This window comes from Phyllobacterium sp. SL163, assembly GCF_049896885.1.
Taxonomy (GTDB): domain Bacteria; phylum Pseudomonadota; class Alphaproteobacteria; order Rhizobiales; family Rhizobiaceae; genus Phyllobacterium; species Phyllobacterium calauticae.
The window spans coordinates 559352-579493 of the sequence record NZ_JAFCVE010000001.1; the positions used below are offsets into that span (position 1 = coordinate 559352).

At 61.3% G+C, this 20142-nt stretch carries 18 protein-coding genes and 1 tRNA gene; 9 read left to right on the forward strand and 10 right to left on the reverse strand.

Annotation, left to right across the window (positions count from 1 at the left end; all coding sequences use genetic code 11):
• Positions 1-91: 91 nt before the first annotated feature.
• The 3 genes from ACP7B1_RS02800 (at position 92) to ACP7B1_RS02810 (ending at position 3475) form a co-directional block, all read left to right on the forward strand.
• The gene (locus ACP7B1_RS02800) at positions 92-1267 is read left to right on the forward strand and encodes a phosphoserine transaminase (RefSeq protein WP_346307145.1); all 1176 of its coding nucleotides are present in this window, start codon (positions 92-94) and stop codon (positions 1265-1267) included.
• 78 nt (positions 1268-1345) lie between these two features.
• A complete protein-coding gene (gene serA / locus ACP7B1_RS02805) occupies positions 1346-2941 on the forward strand; it encodes a phosphoglycerate dehydrogenase (protein WP_426136413.1) in 1596 nt (531 codons plus the stop codon).
• Between the two features lie 15 nt (positions 2942-2956).
• Positions 2957-3475 (forward strand): GNAT family N-acetyltransferase, encoded by a 519-nt coding sequence (locus tag ACP7B1_RS02810; protein ID WP_346307143.1) that lies wholly within the window; start codon positions 2957-2959, stop codon positions 3473-3475.
• Here ACP7B1_RS02810 and ACP7B1_RS02815 read toward each other — a convergent pair whose 3' ends face one another.
• Complete coding sequence (locus tag ACP7B1_RS02815) at positions 3476-4369, reverse strand: DMT family transporter (protein WP_346307142.1); 894 nt, start codon at positions 4367-4369, stop codon at positions 3476-3478. It lies immediately after the preceding gene.
• A gap of 188 nt (positions 4370-4557) precedes the next feature.
• On the opposite strand from ACP7B1_RS02815, the gene ACP7B1_RS02820 reads away from it, so the two are divergent.
• On the forward strand, positions 4558-5850 hold the full coding sequence (locus ACP7B1_RS02820; RefSeq protein ID WP_223613641.1) for an adenylosuccinate synthase: 1293 nt from the start codon (positions 4558-4560) through the stop codon (positions 5848-5850).
• Between the two features lie 54 nt (positions 5851-5904).
• The gene (locus tag ACP7B1_RS02825; RefSeq protein WP_346307141.1) at positions 5905-7596 is read left to right on the forward strand and encodes a hypothetical protein; all 1692 of its coding nucleotides are present in this window, start codon (positions 5905-5907) and stop codon (positions 7594-7596) included.
• Positions 7597-7650: 54 nt separating this feature from the next.
• Here ACP7B1_RS02825 and ACP7B1_RS02830 read toward each other — a convergent pair whose 3' ends face one another.
• Complete coding sequence (locus tag ACP7B1_RS02830; RefSeq protein ID WP_426136416.1) at positions 7651-8571, reverse strand: GNAT family N-acetyltransferase; 921 nt, start codon at positions 8569-8571, stop codon at positions 7651-7653.
• Positions 8572-8672: 101 nt separating this feature from the next.
• Here ACP7B1_RS02830 and ACP7B1_RS02835 point away from each other — a divergent pair, with 101 nt between their 5' ends.
• Complete coding sequence (locus ACP7B1_RS02835; RefSeq protein WP_346307461.1) at positions 8673-9062, forward strand: VOC family protein; 390 nt, start codon at positions 8673-8675, stop codon at positions 9060-9062.
• Positions 9063-9138: 76 nt separating this feature from the next.
• On the opposite strand, the gene rpoH is transcribed toward ACP7B1_RS02835, so the two are convergent.
• On the reverse strand, positions 9139-10050 hold the full coding sequence (gene rpoH / locus ACP7B1_RS02840) for an RNA polymerase sigma factor RpoH (RefSeq protein WP_223613638.1): 912 nt from the start codon (positions 10048-10050) through the stop codon (positions 9139-9141).
• A gap of 256 nt (positions 10051-10306) precedes the next feature.
• Positions 10307-11365, reverse strand: a complete 1059-nt coding sequence (locus ACP7B1_RS02845) for an RluA family pseudouridine synthase (protein ID WP_346307460.1) — start codon at positions 11363-11365, stop codon at positions 10307-10309.
• 2 nt (positions 11366-11367) lie between these two features.
• On the opposite strand from ACP7B1_RS02845, the gene ACP7B1_RS02850 reads away from it, so the two are divergent.
• Together ACP7B1_RS02850 and ACP7B1_RS02855 are read left to right on the forward strand one after the other, a co-directional pair.
• Entirely contained in the window at positions 11368-11769 is a 402-nt protein-coding gene (locus ACP7B1_RS02850) for a fimbrial protein (RefSeq protein WP_319025543.1), read from the forward strand.
• A gap of 87 nt (positions 11770-11856) precedes the next feature.
• A tRNA-Glu gene (locus ACP7B1_RS02855) sits at positions 11857-11931 on the forward strand.
• A 56-nt stretch (positions 11932-11987) separates the two neighbouring features.
• On the opposite strand, the gene ACP7B1_RS02860 is transcribed toward ACP7B1_RS02855, so the two are convergent.
• The gene (locus ACP7B1_RS02860) at positions 11988-13175 is read right to left on the reverse strand and encodes an alpha-hydroxy acid oxidase (RefSeq protein WP_426136419.1); all 1188 of its coding nucleotides are present in this window, start codon (positions 13173-13175) and stop codon (positions 11988-11990) included.
• A 202-nt stretch (positions 13176-13377) separates the two neighbouring features.
• Here ACP7B1_RS02860 and ACP7B1_RS02865 point away from each other — a divergent pair, with 202 nt between their 5' ends.
• Positions 13378-14304, forward strand: a complete 927-nt coding sequence (locus ACP7B1_RS02865; RefSeq protein ID WP_346307458.1) for a 2-hydroxyacid dehydrogenase — start codon at positions 13378-13380, stop codon at positions 14302-14304.
• Positions 14305-14572: 268 nt separating this feature from the next.
• On the opposite strand, the gene purU is transcribed toward ACP7B1_RS02865, so the two are convergent.
• From purU to cobG, 5 genes are all read right to left on the reverse strand, one after another.
• Entirely contained in the window at positions 14573-15427 is an 855-nt protein-coding gene (purU, locus tag ACP7B1_RS02870; protein ID WP_426136421.1) for a formyltetrahydrofolate deformylase, read from the reverse strand.
• A gap of 150 nt (positions 15428-15577) precedes the next feature.
• Positions 15578-17275 (reverse strand): precorrin-3B C(17)-methyltransferase, encoded by a 1698-nt coding sequence (gene cobJ, locus ACP7B1_RS02875; protein ID WP_346305831.1) that lies wholly within the window; start codon positions 17273-17275, stop codon positions 15578-15580.
• Positions 17272-18012 carry a precorrin-2 C(20)-methyltransferase gene (locus ACP7B1_RS02880; protein ID WP_346305830.1) on the reverse strand — a complete coding sequence of 247 codons (741 nt, stop codon included), beginning with the start codon at positions 18010-18012 and terminating at the stop codon, positions 17272-17274. The genes cobJ and ACP7B1_RS02880 overlap by 4 nt, the downstream gene beginning before the upstream one ends.
• The gene (locus tag ACP7B1_RS02885) at positions 18012-18638 is read right to left on the reverse strand and encodes a precorrin-8X methylmutase (protein WP_223613631.1); all 627 of its coding nucleotides are present in this window, start codon (positions 18636-18638) and stop codon (positions 18012-18014) included. Before ACP7B1_RS02885 ends, ACP7B1_RS02880 begins: the two co-directional genes overlap by 1 nt.
• Positions 18631-20049 carry a precorrin-3B synthase gene (cobG, locus tag ACP7B1_RS02890; RefSeq protein ID WP_426136424.1) on the reverse strand — a complete coding sequence of 473 codons (1419 nt, stop codon included), beginning with the start codon at positions 20047-20049 and terminating at the stop codon, positions 18631-18633. Before cobG ends, ACP7B1_RS02885 begins: the two co-directional genes overlap by 8 nt.
• Positions 20050-20142: the final 93 nt, after the last annotated feature.

Sequence of the window (20142 nt, forward strand, 5' to 3'; positions counted from 1 at the left end):
TTCTTGACTGTGAACGACATTTCTCCTAGTTCCCGGAGTGGGCCACCTCTCCCCAACGAGAGGCGTGCTATCTGTGAGGATAGGAGAAAACATGACGACGCTTGTAAAGCCGGCGCAGCGCCCGGCTAACCCGAATTTTTCATCAGGTCCCTGTGCAAAACGTCCCGGATGGTCGCTTCAAGCGCTTTCCGACGCACCGCTTGGCCGCTCGCATCGCGCCAAGGTCGGCAAGACGAAGCTGAAACAGGCGATCGATCTTACCCGCGATATCCTGCAAGTCCCCGCCGATTACCGCATCGGCATTGTTCCGGCGTCCGATACCGGCGCTGTCGAGATGGCCCTGTGGTCGCTGCTCGGCGAGCGCGGCGTCGACATGGTTGCCTGGGAAAGCTTTGGCGCGGGCTGGATCACCGACGTGGTCAAGCAGCTGAAGCTTGGCGATGCCCGGACCATCGAGGCCGGTTATGGTGAACTGCCAGACCTTTCAACAGTCGATTTTGACCGCGATGTCGTCTTCACCTGGAACGGCACGACCTCGGGCGTGCGGGTGCCCAATGGCGATTTCATTCCGGCGGACCGCAAGGGCCTGACCATCTGCGACGCCACCTCGGCGGCGTTTGCGCAGCGTCTTGATTTCGACAAGCTCGATGTCGTCACCTTCTCCTGGCAGAAAGTGCTCGGCGGCGAGGGCGCCCATGGCATGCTGATCCTCAGCCCGCGCGCTGTCGAACGGCTGGAAAGCTACAAGCCCGCCTGGCCGCTGCCGAAGATTTTCCGCCTGACCTCCGGCGGCAAGCTGATCGAAGGTATTTTCTCCGGCGAGACGATCAACACGCCGTCGATGCTGTGCGTCGAGGATTACATCGATGCGTTGAACTGGGCAAAATCGCTCGGCGGTCTGGATGGACTTGTCGGCCGCGCCGACCGCAATTTTGCCGTACTTGATGCCTTTGTCGAACGCACGCCATGGATTGCCAATCTGGCAAAGGTCCCGGCGACCCGGTCCAACACCTCCGTGTGCCTGACCATCGTCGATCCCGAGATCACGGCGCTCGACAAGGATGCCCAGGCCAATTTCGCCAAGAACCTGGTTGCGGTTCTGGAGAAGGAAGGCGTTGCCTATGATATCGGCGCCTATCGCGATGCTCCATCGGGCCTGCGCATCTGGGCAGGTGCGACGGTCGAAACGGCCGATCTCGAAGCGCTGCCGCTGTGGCTTGACTGGGCATTCCAGTCGCAAAAGGCCGCGCTGAAACAGGCTGCCTGATTTCACCGGCTTGACGTGACCGCAGCAGATGCGGTCACCCCCATTCAAAATTTCACCGATTCAACGATGGAGGCCATGATGGCACCGCGCGTACTCGTATCCGATAAACTCTCCCCGACCGCCGTTCAGATCTTCAAGGATCGTGGCGTAGAGGTCGATTACCTGCCGGATCTCGGCAAGGACAAGGAAAAGCTGGCCGAAGTGATCGGCCAGTATGACGGTCTTGCCATCCGTTCGGCCACCAAGGTCACGGAAAAGCTGATTGCCGCCGCCCCTAACCTGAAGGTCATCGGCCGCGCCGGCATCGGCGTCGACAATGTCGATATTCCCGCCGCGTCCCGCCGGGGTATCATCGTGATGAACACGCCTTTCGGCAATTCCATCACCACGGCCGAGCATGCCATCGCGCTGATGTTCGCGGTTGCCCGCGAACTGCCGGAAGCCGACGCTTCCACCCGTGCCGGCAAGTGGGAAAAGAACCGCTTCATGGGCGTCGAGATCACCGGCAAGACGCTGGGTATCATCGGTTGCGGCAATATCGGTTCGATTGTCGCCACGCGCGGCGTCGGCCTCAAGATGCACGTCATCGCTTTCGATCCGTTCCTGTCGGAAGGCCGGGCCGAAGAGCTGGGCGTCGAAAAGGTCGAGCTTGACGAACTGCTGGCACGGGCCGATTTCATCAGCCTGCACACGCCGATGACCGACAAGACCCGCGGCATCATCAATGCGGATACCATCGCCAAGATGAAGGATGGCGTGCGCATCGTCAATTGCGCCCGCGGCGGCCTGATCGTCGAGAAGGATCTGGTCGCGGCCCTGAAGGCGGGCAAGGTTGCCGGTGCCGGCATCGATGTGTTCGAGGTGGAACCTGCGACGGAGAACGAGCTGTTCAACCTGCCGAACGTCGTCTGCACGCCGCATCTCGGCGCGTCGACAAGCGAAGCGCAGGAGAATGTCGCGCTGCAGGTTGCCGAGCAGATGGCGGACTACCTGATCAAGGGTGCGGTTTCCAACGCGATCAACATGCCATCGATCACGGCGGAGGAAGCGCCGCGCCTGAAGCCGTTCGTCAAGCTGGCGGAAGTGCTGGGCGCCTTTGTCGGGCAGGTTACCGATGAGCCGATCCAGGAAGTGGAAGTGCTGTTCGACGGCTCCACCGCCGCGATGAACACCCGGGCGCTGGTCAGCGCGGCCCTGGCAGGCCTGATCCGCCCGCAGGTGGCGGATGTGAACATGGTGTCGGCACCGGTCATGGTGAAGGAACGGGGCATTATTCTTTCCGAAGTGCGTCGTGACAAGTCGGGTGTGTTCGACGGCTATATCAAGCTGACGGTCAAATCCGCTTCATTGACCCGCTCGATTGCCGGCACCTGTTTTTCCGACGGCAAGCCGCGCTTCATCCAGATCAAGGGCATCAATCTCGATGCCGAAGTTGGCCAGCACATGCTCTACACGACCAACAACGACACACCAGGCATGATCGGTATGCTTGGCACGATCTGCGGCAAGAACGGCGTCAACATCGCCAACTTCTCGCTGGGCCGCGACAATCCCGGCGGCAACGCCATCGCCATGCTCTATCTCGACGAGCGGATTCCGGATCATGTTCTGGAAGAACTGCGCGTGAACAAGGCAATTGTTTCGGCCAAACCGCTGGAATTTGACATCGGCTGATTGTAGGGATGGCGTATGTCGACATCCCAAACGCACACACTGAACTGGCGCCGGATGGAAGCGGGGGACCTCGCTTCCGTCATCGCCATGGCCGCCGTCATCCATACGGATTTTTTCGAGGATGATGCGATCTATCTGGAACGCATGCGTCTTTACGGCCAAGGCTGCTTTGTCCTTGAGGGGCAGGGCGGTGAACTTTTTGGCTATGCGATCACGCATCCGTGGCAACTCTTTGCCACGCCGGCCCTGAACAGCCTGCTTGAGCGCCTGCCGGATCATCCGACGACCTATTATCTGCACGATATCGCGCTCCTGCCCGCCTCGCGCGGCAGCGGTGCGGCGCCGCGCATCGTGTCGATCCTTGCCGATCAGGCGCGTGCCGAGGGGCTCGAAACCATGTCGCTGGTCTCGGTCAACAATTCCGCCGGCTTCTGGCAGAAGCAGGGTTTCGCGGTGGTGCAGCGGCCGGAACTCGATACCAAGCTCAAATCCTATTCGGATGATGCCTGTTTCATGTTGCGCAGGCTTGCCTGATCAGGCGGCGGCGTGCTTGCGGCCGCTGATTTCAGCAATGCCGATGCCGCCGAGAACCAGCACCAAGGCGACGGCATGATAGAGGTGAAATGCCTCGCCCAGCAGGATCACGGCCAGCAGCGTGCCGAAGATCGGTACCGCATTGATGAACAGGCCGGCGCGATTGGCGCCGATATATTCGACCCCCTTGATGAACAGCACCTGCGCGGCAAGCGATGGCAAAAGCGCGGTGTAAAGCACGACCATCGTGCCGGTAAAATCCGGTGCGACCAGCGCGCCATCCAGCCATTCCCAGATCGTGAACGGGATGGCGGTGACAAAGGCAAAGAACGTCATGACCGTCATCAGGCTTTGCCAGTGAATGGCCGGGCGAAGCCGCAATGCCACGGTATAGCCGCTGTAGAACAGCACAGCGAGCAGCATCAGCGCATCGCCCTGGTTGACCTCGAGTTCCGCCAGCTTGAGGAAGCTGCCATGCCCGGCGGTCAAAGCCACGCCGACGAGCGACAGGCTGAAGCCGAAGATCTGGCCGGGGCGCACGGCCATGCCGAACAGCAGCAGGTTGGCAACGAAGATCACCATTGGCATGCCGGCCTGTTCGATGGTGACGTTGATGGCCGAGGTATAGTTCAAGGCGGTGTAGAGGGCCATGTTGAAGAAGGTGAAGCCGAACCCGCCCAGGGCGGCGAGCAGCGGCAGATGGGCGCGCAGCACTTTCCAGTCCCGCCTGACCTGGCTGCCGCTGATTGCGGCGACGACCGCGAAGGCGATAAGCCAGCGCAGCATGGTCAAAAGCATTGGCGAGATATGGCCGACCGCGAGCTTGCCCGCCACGGCATTGCCGCCCCACAGGAGGGCGGTGACGAGCAGAAAGATGTATGCGGTGCGATTCATGGCGGGCTGCTTATACTTTGGCGGGGAAGTGTTGCGGTGTGGCCAGAACAATAGGTTTATTCGTTTAATAATGGCAAATTGGCCACGCTTCAGCCGAAAGAATTGTCGCGCTTTTATGAACCAGCTTGTATAGAAGCACCGCATTTAGCAAAAAATGCATGACGAGGTTATGACTCGAGGAGTTTTGAATGGCAAATGTTGTGGTGATCGGCTCCCAGTGGGGTGACGAGGGCAAGGGCAAGATTGTCGATTGGCTTTCCGAACGGGCCGATATCATTGTCCGCTTTCAGGGCGGGCACAATGCCGGCCATACGCTGGTTGTCGATGGTGTCACCTACAAGCTGTCGCTGTTGCCATCGGGCGTGGTGCGCAAGGGCAAGCTCTCGATCATCGGCAACGGTGTTGTCTTCGATCCGCATGCATTCATTGCTGAAAAGAAAAAGCTCGAGGCGCAGGGCGTTGTCATTACGCCCGAAACGCTGAAGATCGCCGAGAACACGACGCTGATCCTGTCGATCCATGGCGAGCTTGACCGCCGCCGCGAAGCCTCCAATTCCGGCACCAAAATCGGTACGACCGGCCGCGGCATCGGTCCGGCCTATGAAGACAAGGTCGGCCGCCGCGCCATTCACGTGCTTGATCTGGCTGACCCCGACACGCTTCCGGCGAAGATCGAACGGCTGCTGGCCCATCACAATCCGCTGCGCCGCGGTCTCGGCATTGAGGAAGTCGATGGTTCCAAGCTGCTGGCCGAACTGCTTGAGGCCGCGCCGCACATCATCCCGTTCATGGACCGCGTCTGGTATGTTCTCGACCAGAAGAAGCGGGCCGGCGAGCGCATCCTGTTCGAAGGCGCGCAGGGTACCCTGCTCGATATCGACCACGGCACCTATCCGTTCGTGACCTCGTCGAACACCGTGGCCGGTCAGGCATCCGCCGGTTCCGGCATCGGACCCGGCTCGCTGCACTATGTTCTCGGCATCACCAAGGCCTATACGACCCGCGTCGGCGAAGGCCCGTTCCCGACCGAACAGCAGAATGAAGTTGGCGAATTCCTCGGCCAGCGCGGCCATGAATTCGGCGTCGTCACCGGGCGCAAGCGCCGTTGCGGCTGGTTCGATGCGGTGCTGGTGCGCCAGGCCGTTGCCAACAACGGCATCAGCGGTATCGCGCTGACCAAGCTCGATGTGCTTGACGGTCTCGATGAGATCAAGGTCTGCACCAGCTATGAACTCGATGGCGAGGTTATCGATTACCTCCCGGCCAGCCAGGGCGCGCAGGCGCGCGTCAAGCCGATCTATGTGACGTTGGAAGGCTGGAAAGAGACAACAGCCGGAGCGCGCAGCTGGAGCGAACTGCCGGCGCAGGCGGTGAAATATGCCCGCTATCTGGAAGAGCTGATCGGTGCGCCGATCGCGTTGCTTTCGACCAGCCCGGAACGGGACGACACAATACTTGTTACCGACCCGTTTCATGATTAGACTCACAAACGAGTTTCGATGTTAATCTCACAACAAAACCATAGGTTTGGGTGAATGGCTGATTTCGTTGCAGTATTGAGAAAGACAATTGACGGGCTCGCGGACCCAAAGCCCGAGCTTCGTCAACGTGTGTATGCAAAGGCTCGCGCAACGATTGAGCAAAAGCTTGCGACGCTGAATGCGCCGGAAGCTGTCGCCGTTCGCCAGAAACAGGCGCTGGAAGATGCGATCATAGAAGTCGAGTCGGATTTCGCGCCTGCTCTCGACGATCTGACGCATGTCCCCGACCCGGTTCCCGTTGCGGCCCCTGTTCCGCCACCACCGCCGCCGCCGCTGCCGGTTGCCCCGGCACCGGTTGTGGCAAAGCCGGAGCCTGCTGCGGCGATGCCGCCAAAGCCGGCACCTGTCGCAACGCCTCCGGTCGTGCCCGCGCCATCCTTTACCAAGCCCATCGCCCAGTCCGATGCGCTTGAGGATTTCCTGACGACCCACACGCCGAGCGGCGCCAAGCCGATCGAGCACCGGGAGGACGGGTTCCACAACGAACGATCGGATGAGCGCCCCCTTGCCGGATCTTTTTCCGGTATGGCCGGCAAGCTGAAATCCGGTCGCGGACCGGAAGAGGAGCTTGACGACGAGCCGGACCTGAAACCGGAGGATCGCGGGCCCACGGACTATGGCGTTTACTCGCGCGGACCGCTGAAGCAGCCGAAACAGAAGCGTTCGCTGGTTCCCCTGGTCAGCCTTCTCGGCCTGCTCATCCTCATTGGCGGCGGTGCCTATGCCGGCTGGACCTACAAGGACCAGATCGCTGCACGGGCCGCATCGGTCAAGACCTATCTTGCCAGCCTGACGGGCGGCGGCGACAAAGCCCCGGCGAAACCGGCCGAGACCGCCAGCAACCAGCCGGCAACACCGCCCGCGAAGACAGAACAGCCCGCGCAACCCGCGGCACAGCCTGCAGCGCCAACGGCACCGGCGGGCGAAGCAAAGCCCGAACCGAAATTGACGCAGCGGCTGTTGCCGGACGGACAGGAAATCAATCCGGGCCCGGCCAACGACACGCCGTCGCTGGGCGAAGGCACATCGGTTGCCGCGTCGACGCCGGATCAGCAGCCTGCAACACAGCCGCCAGCGCAGGGACAGCAGACGGCTCCAGCCGGACAGACAACGCCCCCGCCAGCGGCGCTGCCGATCGGCCAGAAGGCGTTTTTCTATGAGGAGCGTTCCGGACAGGATGCCGGCACGGCGGATGCGGGCGGTGTCGTCTGGTCCGTGGTGCAGGAATCGCCGGGCAACGACCTGCCGCCCGAACCGGCAATCCGCGCCGAGGTGACTATCCCGGACCGTGGCATCAAGCTGCGCATGGTCATCCGCCGCAACGGTGACAAGACGCTGCCGGCCAGCCATCTCGTCGAAATGATCTTCACGGTTCCCGAAGGGTTCCCCGGCGGGTCCATCGATGCGGTGTCGCGCATGACGCTGAAGGATACCGAACAGGCTCCCGGCAGCCCGCTCGTTGGCATCCCGGCCAAGATTGCCGACAACTTCTTCATCATCGCGATGAATGATGCGAAAACCGCGGTTGATACCAACATGGCTCTGCTGCGCCGTCAGTCGTGGATCGATATCCCGATTGCCTACAAGACTGGACGCCGTGCGCTGCTGACGCTGGAAAAAGGCTTGCCGGGCGAGAAGGCCTTTGACGACGTGCTGAAGGCATGGGCGGCCAAGGCGGGCGGCTAGTCCGTCGCACCCCAACGACCGATGAAAAAGGCTCCGTGGAAACGGAGCCTTTTTTCATCGCAATTGTTTTTCCATGGGTTGCCCGCCAATCTCGCGGGCTGGTTCCGCAGGCTCGCTGTCTGCATAGCCGCAGGCTTGATAGAAGCGGTGTGCGGTGCGTGTGCTCGTTAATCTGCTGAGCGTGTTTCCCCGTCCGTGGAGATAATTTTCAAGACCAAGCAGTATTGCTTTGCTGACCCCGTGAAAACGTGCATCCGGAGAGACATAATTGAGCAGGATCTGGCCGGAACTATCAGCGGCTCCCACTCCCAATATGGTCTTGCCAGTCACAGCGATCAGCATGTGCTGCCCTGGATCGCTGATCCATTTCAAGACATTCTCCGGCGTCTTGTTGAAGAGCCACGCACCGAGGATGTGGGCGTCGCGCTTGTGATCCTCAATGCACAGTTCCTTGATTGAGCGTCGCAGCACTTCGCATATCCGGTCGCTGTCCTCAGCGGTAGGCTGCCGGATCATCATGTTCGGCCGTCCGGCGTCCGTTCGCGGCGGGCGCCGGTAGTAGACATCCCACTCGTCCTCGCCTGTCTGCGTAAAACCGTGGCGGGCATAAAAGCGTCCGGCATCGCTTTGCTGGAGCACGCTCAGGCGGATCGGCAGGCCGGCGGCGTCGGCTTCGCTAAGCAGCCGCTGCAGAACCGCGCTGCCCAGACCTTTTCCCTGCTGTTCGGGCGCGATGTAGAAATGCTCAAGCAGCAGATCTCCGTCTGCCGGTCCCATCGCCACGCATCCGGCCAGTTCCCCCTGAGGCCGCATGATGAGCCTTGTATAATGCGGGCGGTATGAATTGCGAAAGCGGTCATAGGCGCGCCACTCGTCGAACCGCCCGATCCGTTCCAGGCTTTCACGCATGCAACGAAGGCGTAATTGCAGAAGCCGGTCGAAATCTTCTACGGTGGCGGGTTCTAAGGTGAACATGGAAAGCTGCCTGTGGTGAATCGTTTGCCTACAGGCTGGTTTTAGCGCAGATCTTTGTCAATATTGTCATCGGTCCGCAGGGGTATTTGGAGGAGACGGGGATGATCGGCTACACGATGATCGGAACGAATGACCTGGAAAAATCCCTGCGTTTCTATGATCCGCTCATGGCGGCAATGGATCTTGATCAATGCTGGCGCGATGAGCAGTCGGTTTCATGGGGCAAGCGCGCGGATGAGTCCGTTCCACGATTCTTCGTCGGCTATCCTTTTGACGGCGGGACTGCAACGGTGGGCAATGGCAGTATGACCGCCTTCCTGTTCGACAATGCCGGCATCGTCGACCGGCTCCATGCGCTGGCGATGCAGAACGGCGGAAGCGACGAGGGCGCGCCGGGGCCAAGGCCGCACTACGGCGCAGGCTTTTACGGCGCTTATGCGCGCGATCCGGACGGCAACAAGCTGGCTTTCGTCTGCTACAACGCCGGATGAGACGGGCGGCGCAGCGGCTGAAAATGCAAAAGGCCCCGGATATCCGGGGCCTTTTGTCTCATTCGCGATGCGCTTGTCAGCGCGCGTCGGAACCGGTCGAAACCAGCGCCTTCAATTGTTTGCTGGCTGCTGCTTTCACCGCATCCTGCACCTTCTCAAAAGCACGCACTTCGATCTGACGCACGCGCTCGCGGCTGATGCCGAACTCGGTCGACAAGTCCTCGAGCGTTACCGGATCGTCGGCCAGGCGGCGGGCCTGGAAAATGCGCCGTTCGCGGTCATTGAGCGATGACATCGCGCCGGAGAGCATTTCGCGTCGGTTTTCCAGTTCGTCCTGTTCGATCAGCATGTCTTCGGCGCTGTCGTGGTCGTCGACCAGCCAGTCCTGCCAGTCACCGCCGGCTTCGCCGTCGGAAGAGCGGATCGGGGCGTTCAGCGATGCATCACCGGACAGCCGGCGGTTCATCGATACGACCTCGTCCTCGGACACGCTGAGGCGGGTGGCGATTTCCTTGACCTGTTCAGGGTTGAGGTCGCCATCGTCCAGCGCCTGAATCTTGCTCTTCACCTTGCGCAGGTTGAAGAACAGGCGCTTCTGGTTGGCTGTCGTGCCCATCTTGACCAGGCTCCACGAGCGCAGGACATATTCCTGGATCGAGGCCTTGATCCACCACATGGCATAGGTCGCCAAACGGAAGCCGCGTTCCGGCTCAAACCGCTTGACCGCCTGCATCAGGCCGACATTGCCTTCGGAAATGACCTCGCCGATCGGCAGGCCGTAGCCGCGATAACCCATGGCAATCTTGGCGACGAGCCGCAGATGGCTGGTCACGAGTCTATGGGCCGCTTTCGGATCGGCATGCTCCAGATACCGCTTGGCGAGCATGTACTCTTCCTGCGGTTCGAGCATGGGAAAACGGCGAATCTCTTCGAGATAACGGGTCAGTCCCCCGTCACCGGCAACAATACTTGGAAGATTTTGGGCCACTGAGCACCCCTCCTCATTGTGAGATGAACCCCCATTATCGGCGGGTTCGCAGCAACCGGCCGCCCGCATTGCGCGGCACGACCGGACCAGTGCTATCCATATATAGGTAGCATTTTGTCAAAAACACGATGCATTAAGAACCGAAACAATTTGTCACATAAACGTGAACAACAGAGTCAAGATTTCCATCTGCGTTCTATAACGTACGGTATGAAATAAAGTTCCGCAAGTGTTTTCGATTTTTTCTGCGGGGGGTCTAAAGCGGAGTTGTCCGGAATGCGGTCAGCAGTTCGGCCATATCCTCCGGTACATCCGCTTCGAAGCGCATGATCTCGCCGGTGGATGGGTGTTCGAATGCCAGCACCTGCGCATGCAGCGCCTGCCGTGAAAAGCCCTTGACCACGCTCTGCAGAGGTTCGGCCAGCTTGTTGGCCTTGGTCTTGTAGGCGCTGCCATATTCCACGTCGCCCACCAGAGGGTGGCCGATATGGGCCATGTGCACGCGGATCTGATGGGTCCGTCCGGTTTCGAGGCGGCATTCGATCAGCGAGGCGACCGCCGTCGAATCCTCTTTGGCGCCGAAGCGTTCCTGCACGTCGAAATGCGTGACCGCATGGCGGGCGTCGTCGCGTTCCTCATGCACGACCGCCTGCTTGGTCCGGTCGCGGTGCGAGCGGCCGAGCGGCGCGTCGATGGTGCCGGTCTTGCGGTCGGGCGTGCCCCAGACAAGCGCGAGATAGGCGCGTTCCAGATCGCCGGTGCGGCCGTGATCGGCAAACTGGGCGCTAAGGTGGCGGTGGGCAAGGTCGTTCTTGGCCACGACCATGACGCCGCTGGTTTCCTTGTCGAGACGGTGCACGATGCCCGGACGTTTGACGCCGCCGACGCCGGACAGCGTATCGCCGCAATGGTGGATCAGCGCATTGACCAGCGTGCCGGTCCAGTTGCCGTTGCCGGGATGGACCACGAGACCGGCGGGCTTGTTGATGACGATCAGGTCGGTATCCTCGTAGAGAATGTCGAGCGCGATGTCTTCGCCGGCGGGTGTCGCATCTTCCGGTTCGGGAATTTCAACCGTGATGCTGATGCCTTCGCGCAGCTTGTGTTTCGTCTCGCGCACGACCTTGCCGTCGACGCTGACCTGCCCGTCGCCGATGAGCGCCTGGATGCGGTTGCGGGACAGATCCGGTGCCAGCTGCGCCGAGAGCCAAGCGTCAAGTCGCTTGCCCGTTGCCTCGTTATCGGTAATTAGCTCTTTCAAAGACCGCGTCCCTTCGTTACAGAGGCTTGGTTTCGAAACCTCGGAGAATGCCATACATGGCCAATATCAATGCTGATACGGAAACGGAAGAGCAGCCGCTCGATCCAGCAATGGAACGGGTGCGCCGCAAGATGATCCGGCTTCTGGCTGTTTCCATCGGCATCATGGTGATTGGTCTTATGGCGGTGCTTGCGGCCATTGTCTACAAGATTAACCAGCCGGTGGGCGGCGCGGCCAAGCCGGCAGCGGTCCGTTCCGAGGCGCCGGGGCAGCCGATTGGCGATGCGCTGGTGGGTGAAGCCATCACGCTTGATCCCGGCACGCGCGTCCTGTCGCACAATCTTTCAGGATCGATGCTGTCACTGGAAACGCGGCTGGCAAACGGCACGCGGCAGATTCTCGTCTATGACGTGGCGACGAAGCGCGTCGTGGCGCGCATTTCGGAAGCGGCCAATTAGATATTGCAGACCGCTGCAATGACCATTCTCTTGCAAATGGTCATTGCACTTTTCGATTTGCTTGATTATACCCGCGCAATCGACTGCGCGCCCATCGTCTAGCGGTCAGGACGGCGCCCTCTCACGGCGCAAACAGGGGTTCGATTCCCCTTGGGCGTACCACTCACCTGAAATGCGAAGAAGAATGTCTGGCCGGTTTGCACCGGCCATTGATCGTATCAGGCACGCTTTTTCCTGGGCGCGGCCGCGCGCGGCCTGGTTTCAAGGCCGCTCTTGTAGAGATTGTTGCGGTCGAGGTTCTTGACGTCGCGTTCGCCGCACAGCGCCATGGTGACGTCGAGCTCGTTGCGGATGATCTCCAGAGCTTGCGTGACGCCCTGCTTGCCGCCGGCACCCAGCCCGTAGAGGAAGGCGCGGCCGATGAAGGTGCCCTTGGCGCCGATGGCGAGCGCCTTCAGCACATCCTGACCGGAGCGGATGCCGCCATCGAACAGAACTTCGATCTTGTCGCCGACCGCGTCAACGATATCGGCGAGCGCTGAGATCGAGGAGGGAGCGCCATCCAGCTGGCGGCCGCCATGATTCGACACGATAATGGCATCGGCGCGGGTCGAAACAGCCATGCGCGCGTCCTCGACATCGAGAATGCCCTTGAGGATCAGCTTGCCGCCCCAGCGTTCCTTGATCCAGGCGACGTCATTCCAGGACAGGCGCGGGTCAAACTGTTCATCCGTCCATGTGCCGAGCGAAGAGAGATCGCCGACACCCTTGGCATGGCCGACGATATTGCGGAACGTGCGGCGCTCGGTCTTCAGCATGCCGAGGCACCATTGCGGGCGGGTGGCCATCTGCCAGATGTGCTTGGCGGTGAATTTCGGCGGGGCGGACAGTCCGTTGCGCACATCCTTGTGGCGCTGGCCGAGAATCTGCAGATCGAGTGTCAACACCAGTGCGGAGCATCTGGCCGCCTTGGCGCGGTCGATCAGGTCTATGACGAAGTCGCGGTCGCGCATGACATAGAGCTGGAACCAGAATGGCTTCTTCGTCACCGAGGCGACGTCCTCGATGGAACAGATGCTCATGGTCGACAGGGTGAACGGCACGCCGAATTCCTCGGCCGCCTGCGCCGCCAGCATTTCGCCGTCCGCATGCTGCATGCCGGTCAGGCCGGTCGGGGCGAGGGCAACCGGCATGGAGACGGCCTGGCCCGCCATGGTGCTTTCCAATGTCCGGTCGCTCATATCGACGGCCACGCGCTGGCGCAGCTGGATCTTGCGGAAATCCTCCTCGTTGGCGCGGTAGGTGCTTTCCGTCCAGGCACCGGAATCCGCATAGTCGAAAAACATTTTCGGCACGCGGCGCTGGGCAATTCTCTTCAAATCGGCAATTTCAACGGTCTTGGGCATGGGTTCCGTCCGGAGGTTTCTGTTTTTGATTTTCGACAATAGCAAGGTTGGGAAGACAAGCACGAGAATTGTCAGAACGTGTCAAAAAGTCATATACGATTAATTGCTTTACAGGTAAATTCTTATTGAGGGTTTGGCATAAGCCCGGCGATTTGGCTATGATCGCGCTCCTGCCTCGTTATTTTCCGAAGGATATCCATTCATGACAAAACAACCGGTTCTCGTGCTCGGCCCCCTCATGCCCTATCTGCTGGCGGAGCTGGAGAAAAGATATGCGGTGGAGAAACTCTACGCGGAAACGGATGCGCTGAAATACCTGCAGGAGAATGCCGGGCGTTTTCGCGCTGCGGTGACCAGCACGTTCACCGGCATCACCGCCGATATGATCGACCTGTTGCCTCAGGTGGAGATCATTTCGTCCTTCGGTGTCGGAACGGATTCGCTGGATGTCGCCTATGCCAATACCAGGGGAATCCGGGTCGCCAATACGCCCGATGTGCTGAATGAAGACACGGCCAACATGGCGCTGCTATTGCTGCTCGCCGCGACGCGCGATCTGGTCAAGAACGATCGTTTCGTGCGCGAGGGGCGCTGGGCTGGGGGCGAAAGCGCACCGCTGGCGCTGGGTATCGAAGGCAAGCGCGTCGGCCTTGTCGGGCTCGGGCGTATCGGCAGCGTCATCGCCAAGAAGCTTCTGGCATTCGGATGCGACGTTGCCTACCACACCCGCAGCAGGAAGGCTGACGCGCCCTATGCCTATTACGACAATCTCGTCGAGCTCGCCCGCGACAGCGCCGCGCTCATAGCCATCCTGCCGGGCGGCGAGGCAACACGGGGCGTGATTTCCCGCGAGGTCCTGCAGGCGCTCGGTCCCGACGGAACATTCGTCAATGTGGCACGCGGCACGGTGGTCGACGAGGCGGCGCTGGTGGAACTGCTGCAATCGGGCGAACTTGGCCGCGCCGGACTTGACGTGTTCGCCGATGAGCCGTCCGTGCCGGAAGCCCTGTTCAAACTCGACAATGTCGTGCTGCAACCGCATATGGGCAGCGCCACGCTGGAGACGCGCCGCGCCATGGCGGATCGCGTCGTCACCAATCTGGAACACTATTTTGCGGAAAAACCCTAGAGCCTTTCCTGCTTAAATAGAATCGTTCTGCCGGAGGGAATTTGGTTCAAGGGCGAGGGGTTTGGCGAGACCGATGCCTTTCCATCGGGCGAAGCCGAAGCCCGATGGAATTGGGCCAAATTCACCCGGCCCTTCGGGTTTCCGGCTGGCGGACACCCACTTTGTCAGGCAGCTTCGTCCGATGGGTCAACATCGGCCTCGCTGCCTTCCGCGTGGATTGTCTCGCCATCCGGGAAACAGAACTGGTTCTATTTAAACAGGAAAGGCTCTAGCCGAACACCACGGTCTTGTGGCCGTTGAGCATGACGCGGGATTCGAGGTGCTTCTTGACGGCACGGGCGAGCACCCGGCTCTCGATATCGCGGCCGGTGGCGACAAAGTCCTCGGCGCTCATGGCATGGCTGACCCGCTCGGTCTCCTGTTCGATGATCGGACCCTCGTCGAGGTCGGGCGTGACATAATGCGCCGTCGCGCCGATCAGCTTCACCCCGCGCTCGAATGCCTGGTGATAGGGCTTTGCCCCCTTGAAACTCGGCAGGAACGAATGGTGGATGTTGATCACCTTGCCGAACAGCCGTTTTGACAGGTTGTCCGACAGCACCTGCATGTAGCGGGCGAGGATGACGAGATCGGCGCCGGTGTCCTTGACGATCTTCAGCAGCGCCTCCTCCTGCGCCGTCTTGTTGTCCTTCGACACGGGCAGCACGTGGTAGGGGATGCCCTCATGCTCGGCAAAGCGGCGGCTGTCCTCGTGGTTGGAGACGATGGCGGCCACTTCCGCATCGAGCCAGCCGACCTTGATCTGGTAGAACAGGTGCAACAGCGCATGGTCGAACTTCGACACCATGATGACGATCTTCGGCTTCTTGGCCTGATCGATCAGCGTGGTCTTCATGCCGAAGCGCTCGATGGCGGGTTTCAGCGCCCGCTCGACATCATCCTTGGAGGTGGCTTCCGAGGCGGCAAAGGCGATGCGCATGAAGAAGCGGTTGGTCTGGCGGTCCCAGAACTGGTTGCTCTCGGCGATATTGGCATCCAGCGCCGCAAGCTCCGTCGTCACCGATGCCACGATCCCCGGCTTGTCTTCGCACGACAGGGTGAGGACATAGTTCTTGTTTGGCATGGGAAACTCCAGGTATACGGGCGACAATGGACGGCGATCATAGTGAGGGCGGAAGAAACGCGTCGACACAAATGCGAAGCGCTCAGTCCTTTTTCCGGCATTCGGGTGCCCCGTCAAATGATCTTTCGTCACCGGGCGATGAGATTCCCTTCAACCGGCGGGCTTGGTTCCGTACCAGCGCGGGGTATAGACCCACTGGCCGCCATCCACCCGGTCAAAGCTGCGGGTGAGGGATGATCCCACGAGAATGACCGTGCGCATGTCCACCTGCTCGGGTGTGAGGTCCGCCAGGGTGATGACGCGCAGGGTTTCCGCCGGACGGCCGATGTCGCGGCCAAGCACGATGGGCGTTTGCGGCGCCCGGTGCTGGCGCAGAATCTCGATGGCACGCGGCAATTGCCATGGCCGCGGCCTGGAGATCGGATTGTAGAAGGCCATGGCGAAATCCGCTTCGGCCGCCAGCGCGATACGCTTTTCGATGATATCCCACGGTTTCAGATTGTCGGACAGCGACAGGATGCAGAAATCATGGCCGAGCGGTGCGCCGCTGCGGCTGGCGGCCGCCATCGCGGCGGAAACGCCGGGAAGAATCTGCAGGTCGACCCCGTGCCAGGCCGGATTGTCGGATTCGTGCAAGGCTTCGACCACCGCGGCTGCCATGGCGAACACGCCGGGATCGCCGGATGAAATCATCACCACGGAGCGGCCGGAGGCGGCAAGTTCGAACGCGTGGCGGGCACGCTGCATTTCCTCACGGTTATCCGTCATGTGAATGATCTGATCGGGGCGGAAAGACCCGGCCATGCGCACATAGGTCTCGTAACCGAGAACATCCTGCGCGCGCTGCAATTCGTGTTTCACTGCCGGGATCATGAAGTCCGGATCGCCCGGTCCAAGCCCTATGACCGCAAGGCGGCCGCGCCGATGCCCGGCGCGTGTTACCTCATCGGGCGTGGCCGCAACGGCGATGGCAAGCTTTTCACTGCCGCTCTGGCGCACCGGCTCCTTGATGAAGGCCGATAGGATATCTCCGGCACTGCTTCCGTTTGCCGAAAGCAGCCGCAGCGGCAGATCAAGCTCCGCTGCGAGACGGTGCAGCGATGCACTTGCACTGTGTTCTTCGCTGGCGGCAAGCCAGACGACGGAAGCAAACGCGATATTCTCTGCCGCAAGGGCGGCCCGCACCTCTTCAGCGCTGATATCTCCGGCAACGCCGACAACCGCCACCTTGGGATGAAAGACCAGCTCGTTCTTCTGCGGGGCAATATCAGACGGCGTGACGCGGATATGCATCGTGCCGTTATCGTCGACCGGCAGGCGCGCCTCCTCCAGCCATGGCGCCGGACCATCGATCCGCACGCTCTGGCCGGCGAGAAGATCAGCGATGAAACGCTTGCCATCCTCGGGGTTCTGCAGATGGAATTCCGCCGGCGGATTGAGCAGGCAGGTGCCGAAGCGCAATTCCCCTGATGTCGTGATTGCTGGTGATACGCCCAGAATTGTGGAAAGCTGCCGCGCCAGCACATTGACGCCGGTGGTTCCGCCGAGTAGCGGCACAACGGCGCTGCCGTCATCGGCAATGGCGAGTACCGGCGGTTCGCCGCCCTTGTTTTCCAGCAATGATGCCAGCGCGCGGATGGTGATGCCGGCGGAACACAGGGCGGCAATGGCGTTGCCGCCGCGGTAATGCGCGCGCAGCGTTTCGCCGAAATTGCTGTAGCTGTGGTCGGCACCCTGCACGCGGCCTTCCAGCCCGTGAATGACCACTTCGGGATAGTCAGCCTTGATCCGCAGCGCTGTTTCCATGCCCTGCGCGCTCAAAACCATCAGGACCAGCGGGGCTGTCATTCGCCGCCACCCTGCCATTTCTCACCGGGCACCAGAATGAGCGAGAAATAGGGTGAGGACTCCGGATCGACATCGCGCAACGGCACGATACGCTGCGCATCCATGGTGGCGCGCTCGACGTAAAGCGCACGATCCATCAGCCCAAGGTCGGCGATGACATCGCGCACCTTCGCCAGATTCTTGCCGAGCTTCATGATGGCGGCCGCTTCCGTCGCGGCGAGGCGGGTTTTCAGCTCATGGGCCGGAAGTACGCCGGAGAGCACCGTCAATGTCTGGTTGCGGTAGACCAGCGGTGCACCGAGCACGGCCGCGCCACCCAGAATGGAGCAGACGCCGGGCACAACTTCCGTCTCATACTGTTCGGCCAGCCGGTCGTGGATATACATGAAGGAGCCGTAGAAGAACGGATCGCCCTCGGCAATGACGGCGACGTCCTTGCCCGCATCCAGATGCGTTTTGAGACGTTCAGTGATCTCGCCGTAGAAATCGCTGACGATGGCTTCATAATTCATGTGCGCGGGCAGCTTTTCCGTGGTGACCGGATAGATCAGCGGTACAAGCAATTGGTTGTCATTGAGATAGGTCTCGACGATGGTCAGCGCATTGCCCTTCTTGCCCTTGGCCGCGTGGTAGGCGACGACCGGCGCCGCCTGCAGCAGGCGCAGGGCCTTGAGGGTAATGAGTTCGGGATCGCCGGGACCAACGCCCAGCCCGAAAAGCCGTCCAGGCTGCGGCATTATTCTTTCTCCGAAGCGAGTGCATTGAGTGCGGCCGCGGCCATGGCGCTGCCGCCGCGCCGTCCGTGCACGACGACGAAGGGAACGCCGCGGCTGTTTTCGGCCAACGCCGCCTTCGATTCCATCGCGCCGACGAAGCCGACGGGAAAGCCGAGGATGAGCGCGGGTTTCGGCGCGCCTTCATCGAGCATTTCGAGGAGACGGAACAGGGCGGTCGGTGCATTGCCGAATGCCACCACGGCACCGGCGAGATGCGGGCGCCACAGTTCGAGCGCCGCCGCCGAACGGGTATTGCCCATGTCGCGGGCGAGGGCGGCGACGGACGGGTCCGAGAGTGTGCAGATGACGTCATTGGAGGCGGGCAGGCGCGCGCGCGTCACCCCTTCGAGCACCATACGGGCATCGCACAGAATGGGTGCGCCCCCGGCCAGGGCGGCAACACCCGCTGCACCCGCGCCTTCGGAAAAGGCGAGGTCCCCGATCACATCGACCATGCCGCAGGCATGGGCGACGCGCACGGCCAGCTTTTCCAGATCGGCGGGAATGCGGCTGAGATCGGCCTCGGAGCGGATGATGGCGAAGGAGCGATCATAGATCGCCTGACCGTCGCGGATATAGTCAAGCATGCGGTGGCCCCCCAGAGCCGGAAGTGAGCGGCCTTTGGGTCGATGGCCGGGAATTCAACGGAAGGTTGCCGATCCAGTCGGCAGCTTCCTCGATAGTAACATGTGCAGCCAATAGCTTGCCAAAACGCGACGGTCCATTGGTCGCACGCAGAAATATGTTGTAGTACCCCGGTTCGGTTGCAACCAGCGTGACCGGTTTTGCCGAAGGCGAGGCGCAGGATTTGGCGCAGCCGGTCAGGTGAACCGCCATATCAGGGGCCCGGCCGCGCAGCAATGCGCCGAGCTTGAGGCCATCGGCCTGCGCTGCGCCAAGCGCCGATCCGCAACCGGCGGAGCCGGAACAACTGATCATGGTTGCAAGCGGATTATCCGACCGGGCGGCGAACCCAAGGGATTCAAGCTCCCGCACTGTTTGCGATGCCATGGCTTCCGGCACTTCAGGCAACATTATGCTCTGCCACGGCGTTATCAGCAGCTTTCCATTGCTGTTTTTTTCCGCCAGCTCTGCCACAGCGTCCAGCCTGTCGGGATCAAGGCGTCCGAGCGCTGGCATGGCGCCGACAAGGCGGTGGTCGCTGCCGCGTTCCGGCAACAGGCCGAGATGTCCATGCGGGCGGGGCAAGGATCGGCGCCATTCATCGGTCTGTTCATTGCGTATTGAAAAATTCAGACGCTTTTCCAGCCGGGCGGCGAATGCGTCACGCCCGATGGCTGCGATCATGTGACGGAGGCGCGACGCGGCCGGATTGGCGGCGTTCCAGTCGATGAACACATCGAGAATCGCCGTGACCAGCTGCATGGCTCGGGATGCATCGACACTGCCGAGGGCGGACGTATCATCCGCTCCCGTCGGCGGCATGCCGGCAACGCCCAGGGCAAATCCGGGGCTCTCGGCGTCGATGGCGCTCAGCCAGATGTCATGGGGATGCTCCACCATGGCAACGCTTTCGCCGCCGTCGACGAGAATGGAAAATTTCGGCGACAGGCGCTGGTAGGAGGCATCGGTCTGCAGGATTTCGAGCAGCCGCAAGGCGAGCGGCCGCACGTCGAATCGGCCCGGCACGACACCGGCGATCGGGCTGACCATGACATTGCGCACATCGTCGCCCCGGTCGGTCAATGGCCCGAGCCCGGCGGCCAGCAGCGCTGCGATCAGCGGATTTTCCGTATCGGGCCGCACGCCGCGAATCTGCAGGTTGGCGCGGTTGGTGATCTCGATGACGCCATTGCCGAACTGCCGGGCTGCATCGGCAATGCGGTGCGCCTGTTCGGCGCTCAGCGTGCCGAACGTCAGTTTCACCCGGCATATCGCGCCATCAAGCGCCTTGGCCATGCGGAACAATCCGGGGCAGGCGGACCGCCGGTCTTCAATTCTGTTCGGGACTGCGTCCATGGTGCTTAACTGGCTCATCGGATCAGGGTTTTACAGGATGGCCGGTGCGGAGGAAAGAAATATGATCCGCAATTGCAACGGGCATGCTGTTTGAGCTTCGTTGACCCTTCC